This is a genomic window from Rhodococcus sp. MurmanLake-1, from assembly GCF_056945715.1.
Map to the genome: position 1 here is coordinate 79465 of NZ_JBWZNF010000006.1, position 19663 is coordinate 99127.

The 19663-nt window shown below is 61.7% G+C and carries 15 protein-coding genes and 1 tRNA gene; 13 read left to right on the forward strand and 3 right to left on the reverse strand.

From position 1 onward, the window contains the following. Positions 1–37: 37 nt before the first annotated feature. Together glmU and AC2ETI_RS18145 are read right to left on the reverse strand one after the other, a co-directional pair. Positions 38–1489: a bifunctional UDP-N-acetylglucosamine diphosphorylase/glucosamine-1-phosphate N-acetyltransferase GlmU gene (gene glmU, locus AC2ETI_RS18140; protein ID WP_081341339.1), complete on the reverse strand. Its 1452-nt coding sequence runs from the start codon at positions 1487–1489 to the stop codon at positions 38–40. Positions 1490–1579: 90 nt separating this feature from the next. Then, positions 1580–1650, reverse strand: a tRNA-Gln gene (locus AC2ETI_RS18145). A gap of 154 nt (positions 1651–1804) precedes the next feature. On the opposite strand from AC2ETI_RS18145, the gene AC2ETI_RS18150 reads away from it, so the two are divergent. The 11 genes from AC2ETI_RS18150 (at position 1805) to AC2ETI_RS18200 (ending at position 16372) form a co-directional block, all read left to right on the forward strand. Continuing rightward, complete coding sequence (locus tag AC2ETI_RS18150) at positions 1805–2458, forward strand: TetR/AcrR family transcriptional regulator (RefSeq protein WP_019744652.1); 654 nt, start codon at positions 1805–1807, stop codon at positions 2456–2458. 189 nt (positions 2459–2647) lie between these two features. Further along, the gene (locus AC2ETI_RS18155) at positions 2648–3289 is read left to right on the forward strand and encodes a ScbR family autoregulator-binding transcription factor (RefSeq protein WP_003946317.1); all 642 of its coding nucleotides are present in this window, start codon (positions 2648–2650) and stop codon (positions 3287–3289) included. 286 nt (positions 3290–3575) lie between these two features. Beyond that, the gene (locus AC2ETI_RS18160; protein ID WP_020970291.1) at positions 3576–4022 is read left to right on the forward strand and encodes a holo-ACP synthase; all 447 of its coding nucleotides are present in this window, start codon (positions 3576–3578) and stop codon (positions 4020–4022) included. Continuing rightward, entirely contained in the window at positions 4015–4257 is a 243-nt protein-coding gene (locus tag AC2ETI_RS18165) for an acyl carrier protein (protein ID WP_003946296.1), read from the forward strand. Before AC2ETI_RS18160 ends, AC2ETI_RS18165 begins: the two co-directional genes overlap by 8 nt. Beyond that, positions 4254–5444 (forward strand): acyl-CoA dehydrogenase family protein, encoded by a 1191-nt coding sequence (locus AC2ETI_RS18170; protein ID WP_020908563.1) that lies wholly within the window; start codon positions 4254–4256, stop codon positions 5442–5444. Before AC2ETI_RS18165 ends, AC2ETI_RS18170 begins: the two co-directional genes overlap by 4 nt. After that, the gene (locus tag AC2ETI_RS18175) at positions 5441–6397 is read left to right on the forward strand and encodes an amino acid--[acyl-carrier-protein] ligase (protein WP_020908562.1); all 957 of its coding nucleotides are present in this window, start codon (positions 5441–5443) and stop codon (positions 6395–6397) included. The genes AC2ETI_RS18170 and AC2ETI_RS18175 overlap by 4 nt, the downstream gene beginning before the upstream one ends. Further along, positions 6397–7383, forward strand: coding sequence for a DUF1839 family protein (locus AC2ETI_RS18180; protein WP_483634190.1), 987 nt, complete (start codon positions 6397–6399; stop codon positions 7381–7383). Before AC2ETI_RS18175 ends, AC2ETI_RS18180 begins: the two co-directional genes overlap by 1 nt. Before the next feature lie 2 nt (positions 7384–7385). Then, positions 7386–9971 (forward strand): glycosyl hydrolase 2 galactose-binding domain-containing protein, encoded by a 2586-nt coding sequence (locus AC2ETI_RS18185; RefSeq protein ID WP_483634191.1) that lies wholly within the window; start codon positions 7386–7388, stop codon positions 9969–9971. A gap of 128 nt (positions 9972–10099) precedes the next feature. After that, the gene (mfd, locus tag AC2ETI_RS18190) at positions 10100–13726 is read left to right on the forward strand and encodes a transcription-repair coupling factor (RefSeq protein WP_031331022.1); all 3627 of its coding nucleotides are present in this window, start codon (positions 10100–10102) and stop codon (positions 13724–13726) included. A gap of 7 nt (positions 13727–13733) precedes the next feature. After that, positions 13734–14570, forward strand: coding sequence for a nucleoside triphosphate pyrophosphohydrolase (locus AC2ETI_RS18195; RefSeq protein WP_259121050.1), 837 nt, complete (start codon positions 13734–13736; stop codon positions 14568–14570). A gap of 320 nt (positions 14571–14890) precedes the next feature. Further along, on the forward strand, positions 14891–16372 hold the full coding sequence (locus AC2ETI_RS18200) for a sugar transferase (protein WP_259121051.1): 1482 nt from the start codon (positions 14891–14893) through the stop codon (positions 16370–16372). A 60-nt stretch (positions 16373–16432) separates the two neighbouring features. On the opposite strand, the gene AC2ETI_RS18205 is transcribed toward AC2ETI_RS18200, so the two are convergent. Next, positions 16433–16954: a YdcF family protein gene (locus AC2ETI_RS18205; protein ID WP_483634192.1), complete on the reverse strand. Its 522-nt coding sequence runs from the start codon at positions 16952–16954 to the stop codon at positions 16433–16435. A gap of 53 nt (positions 16955–17007) precedes the next feature. Between AC2ETI_RS18205 and AC2ETI_RS18210 the strand changes: the two genes are divergently transcribed. Beyond that, complete coding sequence (locus AC2ETI_RS18210; protein WP_069146362.1) at positions 17008–17787, forward strand: hypothetical protein; 780 nt, start codon at positions 17008–17010, stop codon at positions 17785–17787. 92 nt (positions 17788–17879) lie between these two features. Beyond that, positions 17880–19649 (forward strand): YveK family protein, encoded by a 1770-nt coding sequence (locus AC2ETI_RS18215; protein WP_483634193.1) that lies wholly within the window; start codon positions 17880–17882, stop codon positions 19647–19649. Positions 19650–19663 lie beyond the last annotated feature (14 nt).

The following is a 19663-nucleotide window of genomic DNA, read 5'->3' on the forward strand; positions in this document are numbered from 1 at the left end:
TCAGGTTGTTGCAGGGCTGTCAGGTCGTGCAGGGCTGTCAGGTTGTTGCAGGGCCGTCAGGTTGTGCAGCTGCTGCTGCAGCATCGGCCGCGGGCGTGCCGGGACGATTCTTCTGAACCCAGCCCTCGATGTTGCGCTGCAAACCACCGGAGACGGCAAGCGCCCCTGGCGGTACGTCGTTTCGCAGAACGGTTCCGGCCCCGGTGTATGCGCCGTCACCAACGGTGAGCGGGGCGACGAACATCGTGTCGGAGCCGGTTCGCACATGCGACCCCACCACAGTACGGCTCTTGTTCACGCCGTCGTAATTGACGAAGACGCTCGAAGCCCCGATGTTGCTGTGATGGCCGATGGTGGCGTCGCCGACGTAGGTAAGATGCGGAATCTTCGAATGCTCGCCGATGTCCGCGTTCTTCGTTTCCACGTATGCGCCGATCTTCCCGTGGTCACCGAGGCGTGTAGCCGGCCGCAGGTAGGCGAAAGGACCGACGGTCGCGTCGGCTCCGATCACGGAGTCGGTCCCGTGGGAGCGGACGACTTGCGCGCGCTCCCCGACGCTCACGTTGTCCAAGGAGGTGTCGGGGCCGATCACGGCGTCCTCGCCCACCGACGTTGTGCCGGTCAACTGAACTCCGGGCAGGAGCGTCACGTCCTGTGCGATGTGCACGCCGCAATCGATCCACGTGCTCGCCGGATCGACGACGGTGACGCCGGCACGCATCCACGTCTCGAGGATCCGACGGTTCATCTCGCGGGCGAGCGTCGAGAGCTGCACGCGGTCGTTGGCGCCCGCGACGAGAACCGAATCCGCGATGTGCTGCGCGCGAACACGCTTGCCTGCGCGACGGGCGATCATGATCACATCAGTGAGATAGAACTCGTGCTGTGCGTTGTTGGAGTCGAGAGACGCCAGCGCATCGCGCAGAGTCTCGAAGTCGAAGGCGTAGACACCTGAATTGACCTCGGTGATCGAGCGCTGCGAATCGGTGGCTTCCTTCTCTTCGACGATGGCGTTGACTTCGCCGTCCGTCGTACGAAGGATCCGTCCGTAGCCGGTGGGGTCGAGGGCCGTCGACGTCAACACCGTGACCGCGGCCGCGGGAGCGGCAGTGTGTTGAGCGAGGAGGTCTGCGATGGTCTTGCCGTCGAGTAGCGGCACGTCGGCGGCCGTCACGAGTACGGTTCCGGCGAAGTCGGCCGGCAGACCCTCGAGTCCGCAACTGACGGCGTGCCCGGTGCCCTTCTGCTCGTCCTGAACGGCGACGGTGACGGGCCGGCCCAGTTCACCCGCGACTGCGTTGACTGCTTCGGTGACACGCTCACGATCGTGACCGACGACGGTAACCAGGTGCGTGGGGTTCAGTGAGGTTGCCGCGTGAAGCGAATGTGCCAGCATGCTGCGTCCGGCAAGAGTGTGGAGGACCTTGGGAGTCTTCGACTTCATTCGTGTACCGGCACCCGCTGCGAGAACGATCACGGCGGTCTGCACTGGTTTGAGCTCCCTCTGTCGATCAAACTGTCGATCAAGCTGTCGATCAAGACACGCATTTCCGCTCGGAAAATGCATGTTGTTCACCAGCTCCGCCGCCAGGACTCGAACCTGAACTATCTGAACCAAAATCAGAGGTGCTGCCATTACACCACGGCGGATTGCCACGCATTGCCGAGCCTTGCGGCCGAACGCGCGCAAGAATAATCGCATGCCGACCCGCCGTAGGTCGAACCGCTCCTCTGATTGGGTCCCCGAAGTCCCGATAGGCTGAGCGTCCACAGCAGTAATTTGTGTGTCGGCGAGAGGAAGACAATGGCGGCGGTGTCCGGTTCGGGTGGCGGGGATCCAGTTCCCGAACGAGTGACACGGATCCGGATGACCGGTACCCAACGTCGGCAACAACTGATCGAGATCGGGCGGGCATTGTTCGCCGAACGGGGATACGAAGCGACGTCGATCGAGGAGATCGCCCAGCGAGCAAACGTGTCCAAGCCGGTCGTGTACGAGCACTTCGGCGGCAAGGAGGGGCTGTACGCCGTAGTAGTGGACCGGGAGATGTCGCGACTCCTCGAGATGATCACGTCTTCGCTCTCGCAAAATCGCTCGAGAGTTCGAGTCGAGCGGGTTGCGTTGGCTTTGCTCACCTACGTGGAAGAGCACACTGACGGATTTCGGATACTCGTGCGCGATTCGTCCGTCGTCGCGCCCAGTGGGACGTATTCGAGCTTGCTCAACGATGCGATCAGTCAGGTGGGCTACCTGCTTGCGGGGGACTTCTCCAGACGCGGTTTCGACCCCGGACTAGCAACGATGTACGCACAGGCGCTTGTCGGCATGGTGTCCACTACGGCTACTTGGTGGCTCGACGAACGGACTCCGTCGAAGGAAGTTGTCGCCGCTCACCTTGTGAATTTGTGTTGGAATGGGCTGACGAATCTGGAAGCCGACCCACAATTGGAGGGTTAACCAGGCGCGCCTGCCGCGCAGAGATGGATCGCGGTCTAAGCTGTGTTCGCTGTATCACGATCGTTTGATGGGCAAATGTCTCATTTGTTTGCAGGGTGGGTTGAATGCCGAACCGTGCCTTCCATTTTGACGCTGTGAACGGGTAAGACCAAGGATTCGTTCGATGTGTGGTGATTGGAGGCCGGATCGATGGTGAGGCAAGAACGGGCAGAAGCCACCCGTGATTCGGTGCTGCGCGGAGCAGCGGGTGTGTTCTTGCGCCTGGGTTATGCCAATGCCAGCTTGAGCGAGATCATCGCTGAGTCGCAGGTGACCAAAGGCGCGCTGTACTTCCATTTCGGGTCCAAGGAAGAACTCGCGCGGGCGGTGATCGACGAGGGTTCGGCGCGTTTCGACGCAAAATGTGAGCTCTGGTTGGACCGTCGCACTCCCGCACTCGAGTCGCTGATCGGTATTTCGTCGGTCATCGTCGACATCGGTGCGCATGACGCCATGGTTAGAGCGACGTTCCGCTTGTTGGTCGAGATCGGGGACTATCGGGGCTCCGGGCCGGCGACTCTGGACGTGTGGCTCGATATTTACCGTGAACTTGCCAGCCGTGCGGCAGACGAAGGTGATCTGCGTTCGGACGCGGATTCTGCTGACATCGCTCGTTTCCTGTTGGAAGTGGCGTCCGGAGTTCGGCTGATGGCAGCCGCGACCGGGACCGTTCGTGAGCTTTCGGACTCCATGAAGGCATCGTGGAACCTGATACTCCCGATCGTGGTCCCGGAATCGAAAGTGGAGTACTTCAGGCAATTCGCGGCCCGCCGCCTTGCCAGCGATCACTGAAATCACTGGCCCTCCGCACTGCTCCTTTGGTCAGTTTGCTGCAAATGTCCTGGTAGCGACATTGTTCTCTTTGTTCTGCATTCGAAACAAACTAAGAGTATGTTTATAGTGTTGATGGGAATCTGGAAGTCTGATCTTGCCCATCATCTTCGGATTGCGGTATGTTCTACTGGTAGCTGAAGAATTGCTGAGAATGAAGGTTTGTCAGGGCAGGGTGACGGCGTCGGCGCACCGGGCAGCATAGGGGGCTGCCCGGCGTGTACGACCCCAGATGGGGAGTCAACAGATGGGTGACACTGCGCCGACGCCGATGCTCGATATCGGCCCGCGGATCGGCTGTGACGTAGTGAACGTCGTGGATGTCACTCGAAGTATCGAACTCTTCGGGCGGAGGTATCTCGATCGGACCTTCACCCCGCACGAATTGCAGACGTGCGCCGGGCCGGCGCGGGATCAGCGATTGGCTGCACGCTTCGCCGCCAAAGAGGCTGTTGTGAAGGTACTGCGGCCCGGTGACGTCCCCGTTCCGTGGAATTCCATCGAAATCACTCGGGCCGAGTGGGGTGGCTGTGGGGTGACGCTGTCCGGTAATGCCGCGGAACTCGCGCGGGCCCAGGATCTGCACGATTTTCAAGTATCTATCTCGCACGAAGCGGACGTGGCCATCGCAATGGTGATCGCAACACGCTCGGGCGCTCGCATCGAAAAGAAGGACGACATCGCTGATGATTGATCAGGCAATTCGGAAAGTGCTCGTCGAGCACGGTCGGCTGGCAGTCGACGTGAGCACGATCGATGGAGAGGCCGATCTTTACGAGTTGGGTTTGACGTCGCACGCGAGCGTGAATGTCATGTTGGCGCTGGAGGATTCGTTCGACATCGAGTTTCCTGACGAGTTGTTGCGGAAGAGTACTTTCGCAAGCGTCAAGGCGATCGAGGGTGCGTTGACGGAGTTGGGTGCTGCATGAACGCTCCGCAATCGCAGTGCGCCACCGGGACAGCCCTCGAGCGGGCCACACGGTTGGCCGACGAAGTTGCAGCGGTGTGGGCCGACGAAGTCGATGCCGAGGCAAGGTTTCCGCGTGAAGCTGTCGACGCCATGCGAAGCGAACGGCTGCTGTCGGTAGCTGTGCCGAGGGAACTAGGCGGCGAAGGACTCTCGCTGCAGGAAGTGTCGCAGATCGCCCGTGTGATCGGAACACGCTGTGCAGCAAGCGGAATGATTTTCGCGATGCATCAGACGCAGATCTACTCGTTGGTCAAGCACGGCAACACCGAAGCGCTACGCGGGTTTGTCGAAGAAACGGTCGACAAGCAACTGCTGTTGGCATCGGCAACCACTGAGCTGGGAATCGGTGGTGACGTCAGCCGGAGTTATTGCGCGGTCGAAGACTTGGGCGGTCATCTGCTGTTGATCAAGAACGCGCCTGTCATTTCGTACGGCGAACACTCCGACGCGATAGTCGTGACGGCTCGGCGAACCCCGGAGAGTCAGCCGAACGATCAGGTTCTCGTTGTGTGTCGTACCCCAGACCTGACGCTCGAACGCACCACCGAGTGGAACACGCTGGGACTCAGGGGAACTTGCAGTCTTGGTTACATCCTTCGGGCCACCTCGACGCCCGAGATGGTCGCCGACGTACCGTATTCCGATATCTCCACCCATACGATGCTTCCGGTCTCGCACGTCGTCTGGAGTTCGGTGTGGTTGGGAATTGCCGACGCTGCAGTCGAGAAGGCACGCAAGTACGTGCGTGCCGCCGCCCGCAAGCAGCCCGGAGTCACTTCCCCCGGAGCGCTGCGGCTCGCCGAAGTTGCTGCTTCGGCACAACAATTCGCCGATCTCGTCGACGCCTCTGCACGCAGGTACGACCGCGCAGTTCACGCTGCGGAAGGCGCCGCCGATTTCGAGGCGACGGGAGCGGTGGGCTTTTCGCTCGCGATGAACAACCTGAAAGTCACAGCCTCCACCGCGGTGGTGGAAATCGTGGGGCAGACAATGCTGATCTGTGGCATCTCGGGATATCGCGAGGACACCGAATTTTCACTCGGTCGGCACCTTCGTGACGCGCACGGCGCAGCGGTGATGGTGAACAACGATCGAATCATGGCAGGTTCAGCGCACATGGCTATCGGATACCGGGGAACGCTATGACGACGGAGAATGTGACAACCGAGACTGTGACAGGCGAGACCGATCTGGATCGGGCTCGGGCTGCATTTCAACGCGAACTGCTCGTCGAAGGACTACTCGTCGCGACAGAGGTACCGGGACTCTACGGGCGTTCCGGCGTGTTCGAGGACATCGTCGACGGTATCGACCGAGTGGTGGTTGCAGCGGGGCCAGGCGACGCCGCGACTCGGCTGCGGTTCCCGCCGGTGTTCCCGCGTAGCAGTTTCGAGCGCACCGACTACATCGCTTCGTTTCCCAACCTCACCGGCGCCATCAACACCTTCGCTGGTTCCAATCGCGATCACGCGCGACTGCTGGCCGATCGCGCCGACGGACAATCGTGGGATCGCCACCTCGAGCCGACCGATACCATGCTCGTCTCCGCAGCGTGCCATCCTGCCTATGCGCGATACACCGGAGTTCTCCCCGAAGGCGGGGTACTGCTGGACATCTACGGTTTTTGCTTCCGGCACGAACCGGCGATCGATCCGGCTCGCATGCAAGCGTTTCGGATGCACGAGTTCGTGACGATCGGTGACGCCGCGGCAGCGCGAGCGCATCGCGAGCACTGGATCGAGCGGGGGCTCGAGGTGCTCGGCCGGCTCCAACTCGACGCCACCCCGGTGATTGCCAATGATCCTTTCTTCGGACGCGCCGGAAAGATGCTTGCAGCTAACCAGCGTGAAGAGAATCTCAAGACGGAACTGACGGTTCGGCTCTACGGAGATCTCGACGAGGGCACGGCGATCGTGTCCTCGAACAACCATCTCGACCATTTCGGTGTCAACTTCGACATCCGAACGGCGGAGGGGGAGGTGGCGCACAGCTCGTGCGTCGGCTTCGGGATGGAGCGAATCGCGTTGTCCTTGTTGCGGACTCATGGTCTTGATGTGGCTGCGTGGCCAACCTCCGTACGCGAACGAATGGGCATCTGATGTCCCGGCTCATCGACATTTCACCTGATCGCTACCAACCCCATTCGTTGCACCAGGACGACCGGGTGTGGGCGCAGACCAACTGCTATACGGATCTGTGGATCGAAGTGTTGCATTCGCTGGGATTGGACCCCGTCCCGGCGCTGGCATGTGCCTTCTCATCGCGGTTCGACGGGACTCAGTGGACGTTCCTCAAGCTCAAGGCCGAGGACATCTACGCGCTGTACGGAATCGAAGTCGCCGAGATGAACGTCTGGCGGGCCCCGCTGATCCATGTCGAGGACAACCTCGCGGTTGGGATGCTGTCGACGGTTGAAGTCGACGGATACTGGCTTCCCGACACTCTTGGAACGAGTTATCACGAGGGGCACACCAAGACCACGATCGTGCCCAATCGGATCGATCGCGATGCCGGGGAGCTCGAATACTTCCACAACAGCGGGTACTACGTGCTGCGAGGCGACGATTTCTCCGGTGTCTTCGATCTCGATCGTTCCTCACTTCCTTCGTTCGTGCCCTACGTCGAACAGATCAGGTTGAATCCGGTTCACGCGACCAACGCCGGAAACATCGCCGAAGTGGCTCGGCGGAACGTAGCGGTTCGAGCGGCGGGTAATCCCGTGCGAGAGCTGGGACGCCGGGTGATCGACGACCTCGAATGGGTGCAGGGGGCGGGCATGGATGCCTTTCACCTCTGGTCCTTCGGGCTACTTCGTCAGTGCGGTGCCAGCGCGGAGTTGGCAGCCGACGCCAGCGAGTTTTTGGACACTGCAGGTTTCTCCGGGACAGGCGAAGCTGCGCCAGATTTCCGAAAAGTGGCGTCCGGGGCCAAGAGCGTGCAGTTTCAGATGGCGCGTGCCTCCAGGGGCCGCGCGGTGGACCCGTGTGAACAACTCGACGAGATGGCCGTGTCGTGGAAGAGGGCGATGGAAGTCGTTGCCGACACAGTCGGCGTCGACTCGCATCGACACTTGAGGTTGGTCTAACAGTGCCTCGTTCGTCAGCAGACCTGCTGGCCGGCGCGATATGGCGATGCGCTGCAACCGAACCCGGATCCATATCTGATCCGGATGCCCTCGAAACCGTGACCGAGTGGGTCGCAGCGTCTGTGCCTGGGACAGTCATTGGTGCGATACAGGCGGCGCAAACGGACGCCGGACGCACGAAGTCCGTTGCATCGTCGTCGGTTTCATCGTCGTCGGTTTCATCATCGGACTGGTGGTTCGTGACTACCGTGGCCACGACCGGTGAGGGGTCGTGGCTGCTCCAGTTCGACGGTGTGACGGCGTTTGCCGATGTCTGGATCGGCGGCGTCCATGTCGCGTCCACTGAATCCATGTTCACGCCTGGGGAAGTGAGCATTCCGGCCGTAGTCGGCGCTGGTAAACGCGTCCAGGTCGCTATTCATTTTCATTCTCTGTCCGCGATTCTGAGATCGAGGCGTCCTCGAGGACGTTGGCGCTCGTCGATGGTTCGTGAACAGGGTCTTCGGTGGATCCGAACCACGATGCTCGGTATGGCTCCCGTATTCAGTGGCGTTCCGGTACCGGTGGGACCGTGGCGGGGTATCCGGTTGTTGGACAAGGGAGTTGCCGCCGTAGTCTCGGCTGTCAAGCACGCGAGTGTTGACGGCACAACCGGTCACGTTGCCGTCAGTGCTCGGCTCACCGGATTGCCGGCCTCGCTGGAGCACGTGACCGTGCGCGTCGGCGAACACTCGCGACAGTTGGCTGTAATTGCCGGACCGGACGGATTCCTCGAGGTGTCCGGCGTCGTCGAAGTGCCGGACGCGCAGTTGTGGTGGCCGCACACTCATGGCGCTCCTCGCACGTATCCGGTGACGATAGAAACGGTCGGAGTCTCCGAGCATCTCGGTTCAGTGGGCTTCCGGACGGTGGAGGCCGACAGATCCGATGGTGGATTCCGTTTGAATATCAACGGCATCCGGGTGTACTGCCGTGGTTCGGTGTGGGTGCCGACCGACCCGATCTCGCTTCAAGACGACGCCGGCACCACTCGTGTCTTGGAACGCCTGGCTGAGGCGGGCCTGAACATGATTCGAATCCCGGGGACGATGGTCTACGAGAGCGACCACTTCTGGGAGGAATGCGCGCGACTGGGCATTCTCGTGTGGCAGGACATGATGTTGGCGACTCTTGATCCGCCCGACACCGACGAATTCTTCGAACTCGTTGCAGCAGAGGTCACCGCGTTCTTGCACAGAGTGCGTGGAAATCCCGCTTTGGCAGTCTTCTGCGGCGGTAGCGAGACCGAACAGCAGCCGACCATGCTGGGCTTGGTCGATCAACACATCCCGCTCATTCATTCGAGACTGCCGGAGCTGATCTCGGCGGTGGCACCTGAACTCGAATACGTGACGTCGTCGCCCTCGGCGCCTCGCGGGGGAGAGCAATTGGCAACGCATGTCGGAAGCGGGGTCGCTCACTACTTCGGGGTGGGTGCCTATCGTCGTCCACTGGCCGACGTGCTCAGCGCGCGAGTACGTTTTGCGACCGAATCACTGGCATTTTCGATTCCACCGTCGAATGCCGTGATCGAGAACGAATTCGGTTCGCTCGCCGTCGCAGGGCACCACCCGGCATGGAAAGCCGCGGTGCCGCGGGACAACGGATCGTCGTGGGATTTCGAGGATGTTCGGGATCACTACGTCCACGCGCTTTTCGGCGAAGACGCTCGTGAAGTCCGGTGGTCCGACCCGGAACGCTATCTCGACCTGGGGCGAGCAGCCGTATGTGAGGCGTTCGCCTCGACGCTCGGCTACTGGCGTCGCCCGGATTCTCGGTGCGACGGCGCCTTGACACTCGCACTGCGAGACCTGGAGCCCGGACCGGGATGGGGGGTCCTCGATTGGAGCGGCAGCCCCAAGGCTCCGTGGTTCGTGCTCCGTAGGAGCGCCAAACCGATCGCGCTCCTCGTCACGGACGACGGTATGGACGGATTGAGGCTCGACGCGATCAACGAGACTGCCGAACCTGTCGTCGGCGAGATCAGGTTTCGAGCGCACAGTCGGTCAGGTGTCGTCCCAGTCGACGTCGCGCTACCGGTCAAGGTGGAATCGCACTCGAGTCTGACCTGGTCCGTGGACAGCCTTGTCGGCCGTTTCACCGACCTCACTCACGTCTTTCAGTTCGGGGCGCGGACATACGACGCCGTCACCGTCACACTCGAAGACGAAGACGGAGAGATGGTGGACGAAGTGGTGCACCTCCTGGGGAGTCCGGCACGGCCCCTCGAGCGGTCGGTCGGACTTGTCGCCACGGCGCGCAACGTCGGCGACGAAGAGTGGGTAGTCGACGTCTCGACGGATGCTTCCGCCCAATACGTTGCCCTCGAACTGCAGGGCTTCGAGCCCGAAGACTCCTGGTTCCACCTCGCGCCGAACGGTCGCAGGACTGTACGTCTACGGAGAACCAGCCAGGCGACGAAGGTAATCGGCCGGGTTCGGGCGCTCAACTCTCACACCAGCGTGGCCGTGGCACCGCCGAGCGCCCCGGCCACCCGATCTTCACCGGCCAAGCGGACGACGAAGAAGCCGAGCGTTACGGGAAACTGAACGGATCGGACTGCGCTGCGAGATCGCGCACCGATAGAATCGAACCGGCGCACAACTCTGCCTCGGTGGAGATCTTGCGCTCGGGCTGTGCGTCCGCAACCCGTCATCACTGTTCAGGAGCGCGTTCGTTGACTTCCTTGTCCTCTGCCCAGACTGCGCTCGCTGGACTCGCCGAGGTCGCCCTCGCAGACGCCGCGTTCACTCCAGTGATCGACTCCATCGGTGCGCCTGCCCTGGACATCGTGGCGCCGAAGCCGGCTCGACCATTCATCGCCGCTGCACTTGCCGCGCGCACTCCGGTGCTGCTGGTGACGGCCACCGGTCGCGAAGCCGACGATCTGACGTCAGAACTCACCGAGATGCTCGGTGGAGGCGTCGCGCAGTTCCCGTCGTGGGAAACATTGCCGCACGAGCGACTGTCGCCGAGCGCGGACACCGTCGGGCGACGGGTGGAGGTACTGCGCCGGCTCGCCAGACCAGACGACGCCTCGTACGGCTCGCCTCTTCGGGTGATCGTGACCACGGTGCGCTCTCTCGTTCAGCCGATGGCGCCGGGTCTTGGCGAGATCGAGCCGATCACGTTGCGCGTCGGCACCGAGATCGATTTCGATTCTGTTCTGGTTCGTCTGGTGGAGATGGCGTACAGCCGTGTCGACATGGTGGGAAAGCGTGGTGAGTTCGCGGTCCGCGGCGGCATTCTCGACCTGTTCTCGCCGACGGCGGATCATCCGGTACGTATCGAATTCTGGGGTGACGAGGTATCGGAGCTTCGGTACTTCTCTGTCGCCGATCAGCGTTCGCTACCGGACGTCGACGTCGATTCCGTGATCGCGCCGCCGTGTCGTGAACTGATTCTGACAGCTGATGTTCGCGATCGAGCTGCGGCACTCGCTGCTGAGAATCAGGCTGACGCGTCGTTGGTCGAGATGCTGGACAAGATCTCGGCAGGCATCCCCGTCGAGGGGATGGAAGCTCTGCTCCCGGTTCTCAAACCCGGTGAACTGCAACTACTTTCCGATGTCCTTCCGGTAGGGGCGCACATCCTTCTGTGCGATCCGGAGAAGGTGCGCACCCGCGCCACCGATCTGGTGCGCACCGGCCAGGAATTCTTGGAAGCATCGTGGACGGCGGCGTCGATCGGCGGCGCTGCACCGCTCGACACGTCGATCCTCAACGGCGGGGGAGTCGATCTCGGTGCCTCCGCATACCGGTCGCTTCGTCATGTTCGCGAATCTGCCGAAGCTGCCGGCCGTCCGTGGTGGACGGTCAGCCCGCTGGCTTCGGGAAATGGTGAAGAACTGGAAATCCCGGTTCAGGCGGCACCGCAGGTACGTGGTTCCGACGACCTCTTGGCCGAGCTGTTCGTCAGCCTCCGGGCACACGTGAGCACGGGCGGTCGCGCGGCGATCGTGGTGGCAGGCGCCGGCACAGCAAGCCGAGTCGTCGAGCGACTCGGTGAAGCCGAAGTACCCGCCAAGATGCTCGATGGCGGAGCGACCCCTGCCCGCGGACAGGTCGCGGTGCTCCGCGGGTCTCTGCACGACGGACTGGTACTCGCCGGCGACGACTCGACGCCGGGGATGGTGATCGTCACCGAGTCCGATCTGACGGGCAACCGCGTTGCTGCGGTCGGCGACGGAAAGCGCTTGCCGGCCAAGCGCCGGAATCAGGTCGATCCCCTCGCGCTGTCTGCAGGGGACATGGTCGTGCACGATCAGCACGGTATCGGCCGGTTCGTCGAGATGGTCGAACGCACCATCGGCGGGGCGCGTCGTGAATACCTGGTCATCGAGTATGCGCCGAGCAAGCGTGGTCACCCGGGTGATCGTCTGTTCGTCCCGATGGAATCGCTCGATCAACTCTCCCGGTACGTCGGTGGAGAGTTGCCTGCGCTGAGCAAGCTCGGTGGATCCGACTGGGCAAACACCAAGCGTAAGGCCCGCAAGGCGGTTCGTGAGATCGCGGGTGAGTTGGTTCAGCTCTACGCTGCGCGTCAGGCGGCCCCGGGGCATGCGTTCGGCCCGGACACGCCGTGGCAGAAGGAACTCGAAGACGCATTCGCCTTCACCGAGACCATCGACCAGTTGACCGTCATCAGTGAGGTCAAGGCCGACATGGAGAAGCCGGTTCCGATGGACCGGGTGGTGATCGGTGACGTCGGGTACGGCAAGACGGAGATCGCCGTTCGTGCCGCGTTCAAGGCAGTCCAGGACGGCAAGCAGGTGGCGGTACTGGTCCCGACGACTCTGCTTGCACAGCAACATCTTCAGACATTCACCGAACGAATGGCGTCGTTCCCGGTGAAGGTGCGAGGGCTGTCCCGTTTCACCGACGCCAAGGACTCGAAGGAAATCATCGCCGGCATGGCCGAAGGCGAGATCGACATCGTCGTCGGTACTCACCGGTTGCTGCAGACCGGTATTCGCTGGAAGGACCTCGGGCTTGTGATCGTCGACGAGGAACAGCGATTCGGAGTCGAGCACAAGGAACACATCAAGGCACTACGCACCCACGTCGACGTCTTGACGATGTCGGCTACCCCGATTCCTCGTACTCTCGAGATGAGCATGGCCGGGATCCGCGAGATGTCCACGATCCTCACACCGCCGGAAGAACGTCATCCGATCCTCACTTACGTCGGCGCGTATGCGGACAAGCAGGTTGCCGCGGCCATCCGGCGTGAACTTCTGCGCGACGGTCAGGTCTTCTACGTACACAACCGTGTCAGCTCGATCGACAAGGCGGCCAAGAAGATCCGTGAACTCGTCCCGGAGGCTCGCGTCGTCGTCGCGCACGGTCAGATGAACGAGGACACTCTCGAAAAGACCGTGCAGGGCTTCTGGGAACGCGACTTCGACGTGTTGGTCTGTACCACGATCATCGAAACCGGTCTGGACATCTCGAACGCGAACACACTGATCGTCGAACGTGCGGACTCGCTTGGCCTCTCGCAGTTGCATCAGCTTCGCGGACGCGTCGGGCGTAGTCGTGAACGTGGATACGCATACTTCTTGTACCCGGCCGAAAAGCCTTTGACGGAAACGGCATACGATCGGCTGGCAACGATTTCGCAGAATTCGGACCTCGGCGCTGGTATGGCAGTCGCGATGAAGGACCTCGAAATCCGTGGAGCCGGAAACGTTCTGGGCGCAGAGCAGTCCGGCCACGTCGCGGGTGTCGGGTTCGATCTGTATGTCAGGCTGGTCGGTGAGGCGGTCGAAGCCTTCCGGGCTGCAGCCGACGGCAAACCGATCACCATGGACGAGGGCACGAAGGAAGTCCGGATCGACCTACCGGTGGACGCGCACATCCCGCCCGACTACGTCACCAGTGACAGGCTCAGGTTGGAGGGGTACCGCAAGCTCGCTGCGGCAACTGATTCCGACGGCATCGCTGCCGTAGTCGAAGAACTGGTCGATCGCTACGGCCCACTGCCCGAAGAGGTTCGACGGCTGATCTCGGTGGCCAAGCTTCGACTGCTCTGCCGCGAGTACCAACTGGAGGAAGTCGCCGTCACCGGAACTCAGCTCAAGATCTCGCCGATGTCACTGCCCGATTCCAAGCAGATCAGGCTCAAGAGGATCTATCCGAGCGCGCAGTACCGGGCAACGACCGGGCTCGTGCAACTCCCGCTGCCTCGCACCGGCGGAGTCGGCTCGGATCGCCTGCGGGACGTCGAACTACTTCAGTACATCGCGGACTTCATCCTGGCGATAGACGGGCGCGCTGCCGGTGCCGTCCTGGTCGAGGCGTGAGCACACGGTGAACGAATCGCCCGTCGTCGTACTGCTCGATCCTTTGCGGCCGCATGTCTTTCCGCTGGAGGCGCTCCCGTTCCTGTCCGGCGCGATCGATATCGACCCGGACGTTCCCGACTCAGTACGCGGCGCACTGCCGGCCACGACGCCCGGCGCCGCGGTGACTGTGATGATGGACACCGCCGAGCCGAAGATCGAGGCGTTGTCTGCCGCTGGGGTAAAGATGATTCGCGCCGAACCCATTCACGGCGATCGACTGGTGGAAGCGGCGTCGATCATGGACCGGTTGTGGAATCGCGGCGGTTGGGAGTCGACCCAGACGCACGAGAGCCTCTCGGTTTACCTCGTCGAGGAGACCTATGAGGTACTAGACGCGATTCGAAGCGACGACGAGAGCGATCTCCGTGAGGAACTCGGCGATCTGTTGCTCCAGGTGTTGTTCCACTCGCGGATCGCTCAATCTCACGACGTTTTCGAATTGGACGACGTGGCCGGCGCATTGATCGCGAAACTTGTGCACCGCAGCCCGCACCTGGTCAGTTCCGGAGTGGTCGACATCGCTGAGCAGGAGCGGGCGTGGGACGCTTTGAAGGCTGCCGAGAAGGCGCGCGCGTCGTCCATGGACGGCATCGCTCGGTCGCAGCCGCCGTTGCTCCTCGCCGAAAAAGTACTGAGCCGGGCCGCCAAAGCCGGTGTGATCGAAAGCGCCGACGAAGCTGATCTGGAAGCTTTGATCGAACAGTGCCGACGCGCCGACACTGCACTCCTGGGCGCCCTGGACATGCTGATCGCCGACATTCGGATTCGTGAGGGAAGACGTTTCCAAAACGTGGAGGATTAGCCCACTTTGACGTAATTGCCCGGTAATCATCTGGCAACCGGGAAATAGCCTGGACTCGGTGAGTGCAGTTGAAACAAACCTAAGGTATGTTTACGTACGAAATGAGCAACACTGGGTCGTTTTGTCGCACGAAGTGGCCTTTGATCGGCAGTTATGTAGGGGGGTCCGATGACGGTTCGTTTCTGCACTGCGAGCAGCGAGGTACGGCAACCGGCGGGGTGTTGCCGTACCTGGAGGCTCGCAGTGGCTACCGATCAGCGATCCGCTGAATCCGTTCGACCCGCTGAAGTCATTCGAATGACTAGAAGGACTGATGGCAAATGAGCGTTCATGCTGAGGTGGAGAGCCGGTCGGCAGCATTGCAGGATTCCGCTCATGTCGGCACCGACTGGCGTCGGGCATACCGGAAGCGGATTGCCGTGAGCGATTCGATCACGGTTCTGTTCGTGATCGCGCTCGCACAGATCGGCAGCATGTGGCCGCATCCGATCGAGTGGCTGACACCACTCAAGGTGATTGCGTCTGCAGCGCTGGGAGGGCTGTGGATGATCGCGCTCGCACGCGGACGCAGCCGTCATCAGTCGATGCTGGGCGAGGGCAGCGACGAGTACGAGAAGGTGCTGCTCGCTACCGGCCAAGTCTTCGGAGTGGGCGCATTGGCCGGGATCATTCTCGGCGTAGGAATCGCGCGTAGCTATCTCATGATCGCACTGCCCGTCGGGCTCGCTGCGCTGCTTCTCGGGCGCTACCTCTGGCGACGCGACATTCGAAAGAAGCGTGCGAGCGGGGATTGCCGCAACTCGGTGCTGTTGGTCGGTGGACACGCGTCCGTCGTTGCTACTACGCGAGCCTTCGTGCGGGACTCCTCGGCAGGCTACGACGTTGTGGGAGCGTGCATTCCGCGTCGGGCGACCGCGCTGGACGATCACATCGTCGTCGACGGCGCAGCGGTCCCGGTATTGGGCAACGAGTTCGAGGTGGTCGAGGCGATGCGCGCAAGCGGCGCAGACACCGTCATCGTCACCGGAACCGAAGACCTCGGGCAGGTGGGCATACGCAAGCTGATGTGGGACCTCGAAGCCGAGGGCGTCGACATGGCGGTTTCACCGGTCGTAGCCGACGTGTCGAAGGCTCGCTTGATGTTTCGCCCGGCGGCAGGACTCCCGTTGATTCACGTTGCGCGACCGCGCTACCAGGGCGCCAACCGGCTTGCGCCCGCTGTTTTCGACGCGGTGTTCTCGATGCTGATGATCCTCCTCGTGGCGCCGGTCATGGTCGCCGCCGCCGCTGCGGTCAAGTTCACGTCGAAAGGCCCGGTGTTCTACAAGGCAGAACGCATCGGCCTCAACGGGAAACCGTTCCCTATGTTGAAGTTTCGTACCATGGTGGAAGGCGCCGATCAGCAGGTTGTCGATCTGATGGGGGACAACGAAGGCGCGGGAGGCGTGTTGTTCAAGATGCGGGAGGATCCACGAATCACGTCCGTCGGCAAGATCCTTCGTCGATTTAGCATCGACGAGCTACCACAGTTCTTCAACGTCATTCGCGGCGAGATGAGCGTTGTCGGTCCGCGGCCGCCGTTGCGGCGTGAGGTCGAGATGTACGACGACGAGGTTGCCCGACGCCTGCTGGTCAAGCCTGGTATCACCGGTCTCTGGCAGGTAAGTGGTCGCAGTGACCTCTCGTGGGAAGAATCTGTTCGACTGGACTCTTCCTACGTCGAGAATTGGTCTATCCTGCAAAATCTTTCGATCATTACTCGTACCGTCTCAGCGGTCGCGAAGAGCGACGGAGCGTACTGACTACGCGGTTGGTGCCGGCGCGGATATCCGCGCCGGGCACCCTCCTGTCAGCTGTCGAGCTCAACAATGCGAGAACAGATTCTTGACGTAGCCGGCAGATTGGTAAACGTAGTTGAATGCCCACGTCCCGATCGAGAGTTCCGGACGGCTTGCGACCATGACCAGTTCTCCTTGATAACACTGCGAAATGATGTGCCGCGCCCGCGAGATATGAGGAACGAAAGTCACGACGATGACAGTCTTCCATCCGTTGGCATTGGCCATTCTCTCGATTTCGAACCCCTCGCCCTCGGTGGTGGACGGTGACGGGACGAAACAGGCGACAGGGAAGTCGAACGTACCCTCGCAGATCGACCGCATCTTCTTGTCGTTGTCGCCGTAAGGATTCGAGAAGATCAGGCGTGGTGCGTAACCGTCTTTCATCAGTTGGATTCCGACCTCCTCGCGTCCGTCGTGTGCTCCGCCGAGGACAACGATAGCGTCAGCACTTCGTGGTGCATCGATCTTGGGTGAGACGAAGACGGGCCAACCCGCCGCCGCACCAAGGGCGAGGAGTGATAGAGGTATGCCCGCAATCTTCAAGGCCGATTTGATCTGTTTGATGGCCCCACAATACCTGGACCCAGGAGACGACGATGATCGGATGGCAACCACTTCGGACGGTGGCGGGGTTGACCGCCTTACGGGATGCCTATGGGCAGAACATGTCTGGACTCGTACCTGAGACCGGTGTGTATCTCGCTGACGACGGTTGGTGGATCGCTCTCACGGGTGCACCCGATCCCAGCTACAACCTTGCATTGGTCCATGGGGGTGATGTGCGGAAAAACACGGTCGCCGTTGTGGAACGAGTGCTCGCAGAGCGACTGCGCACCGTTGTCATGCTCGCCGGGGCGGGTCTGGATGCCGCGACCGTCCTCGCGGACGCAGGGTGGGTGTGCGTAGGTTCGAGTTCGCTGCGCGCGCTACCGAATTCTCCGTCAGCGCCGGATGCTGCGGTGCGGATCCTGGAAGATGGCGACCTGCGTTCAGCACGACAACTTGCGGAGGATGTTTTCGGTATCGATCGCGAATCTGCGACTCTGGTGTATCCGGAGGCGGCCCCCGACCGACCACGTGAGCGTTCAGTCGTCGGCCTGTTCGAACTCGACACGCTGCAGACCGCAGCGATGCTGTCGTTCGGTAGGCCCATCAGCACTGTGTGGGCGGCCGGCACCAGGGCGCAAGGACAGCGGCGTGGACATGGGTTGCGGGTCCTTCGGCAAGTGTCGGCAGCCGCATTCGAGGCTGTCGGCGACGGCGCCGTGTGTGGTCTCGCCAGCGCTGCCGGCAATGCTCTGTACGACGCGAGCGGAGCCGAAATCGTCGAGTACTGGCAGATGTGGTCGCGACCGCGATGGCTACTTGGTAGCTGACATCAGCCGTCAGGTATGTTTGTGTGCGTTCGGCAAACTTTTGGTTTCTTTCAGCTACGCTTCAACGCGCGATCCAGTCGGGGGTACTCAAGATGGCAGATTCGAGTACCAGGGATGCGGCGATACGTCGCGAACTCGGCGTTCCGCCCACTTTCGACCTGGTGAGGCATGCACGAAACCTTGCAAGAGTGTTCTTCCCCGCTCTTGTCATCGCATTGCTCGTCGGTGGGATTGTCTACGCTGTGCGGGGAAGCGCGACACCGGTGTATCAATCCGACATCGTCGCGGAGGTTCAGTCTGCCTCTCAGGTCGTCGTGACGGACGCGAACCTCGGCCAGTTGGTTGCCCCCTATGTCGCACTGGCCACCGATAGCGATGTGGTTGCCGCCATCCGCGGCCAGTTGAATAACGGGTGGACGACAGCGGATGTCTCGAGCCACATCTCGGTGACGCCGGGTACTTCTCCGGCATTGGTATTCGTCAAGGCGACTGCCTTCAGTCAGGCTGACGCGGACGCGCTGGCACGAATAGTCGTCGCCACCTTGAGCGACGCGCAGGCGCGACGCAATGCAGACACGCTGGATCGTCGTACCCGAGTTCTCACCGACGACATCGCTCGATTGAACGGGGACTTGGACGCAGCGCGGCGAGAAAGCTTGGACGAATACGAGACGCCCGCCGACGATCCGACTATCAAGGCGGATCTCGACGCGAGGCTGGAGCAGTTGCGCCAGTTGAGATCGACCGTATCCGGTTCCGACCGACTGCAGTTGCTTTCCGCCCCCGCGGGAACGGGTCTGCCGGTTGCACCGAAGCCACTCGTCGAGTCGGCGGTTGCGTTCTTGGTGGTCCTCATTCTCGCTGCCGAAATCCTCTCTGCCTGCCGGGGTCGATTCAGTTCGCGAGTGACCGACGCGTGGGCACGTCGAACGGCCCGGAAATACGGAGCCTCACTACTCCTGCAGCACTCCGAAGCCGCTGAGTTTCCACCGAACCTCGCGCTGACGATATGCCAGCGTGCAAGTCTCGGTGATCATGTCCTGGTGCTTTCGGGTGACGGCGTCCCCTCGACATCATGGGATGTTCCTGCGCACGTGCGATCCGGGGTCTCCCGATATTCGCTGAAGTCGGACTGGTGGAGCCGATTTGACTCCAATGGAACCGGGTTTGCCCTGGTTGTTGTCTCCGCACAGCAATCCAACCAACGGGAGATCGTCGAATGCCTCAGGGCCTTGGCCGAAGTCGATGTTGCGCGAACACTGGTACTCGTGGGTCCGTCTGCTCCCGAGCCTCTCCTCGACGTACTTACCCTCGCGGTGCTGCGTCGCAGACGCAGGCCCGCAAGTTCAGTGAAACTGGCGGCCGAGCCGACCAACTCGGCCACGAACTCACAGACCCCGTCCGACAGCGCCTGGGTGAAGTCCGGTGCGCCGCGGCTGAACGAGCCTTCCGTTGCCGTGCCCTACGGAATGGATACTTCCGACCTGGTTTCGAGGAGGGATCGCGCCAGCCTGGTGGATGCGAAAACGGTCAGTATTGCGAAGAAGAACCTGCCGAAGGGCACGGCTACGCCCAAGTCGAGCGCAGGGGTCGAGCTCGAAGAGCCGCAGGTCGTGCAGACTGTTGATGTCGAGGGGGCCGGAGTCGAGGCGTCCGTAGTGGAAACTTCCGGAGCGGAGACGACCAGCACTGATGCAACTGGTGTCAAGGCGTCCGGGGAAGCCGACGGCATCGACTCCGAAGCCTCGACCGAACGAATTATGTTGACCTCCAAGGATATAGCGGAAATTCGAAAGAGGAGGCAAAGAACTCGCGTGAGCCTTATACGTTCGGATTCAGCAGACGGACAGTCGGAATCCTGAAGGACCGGGCTTTC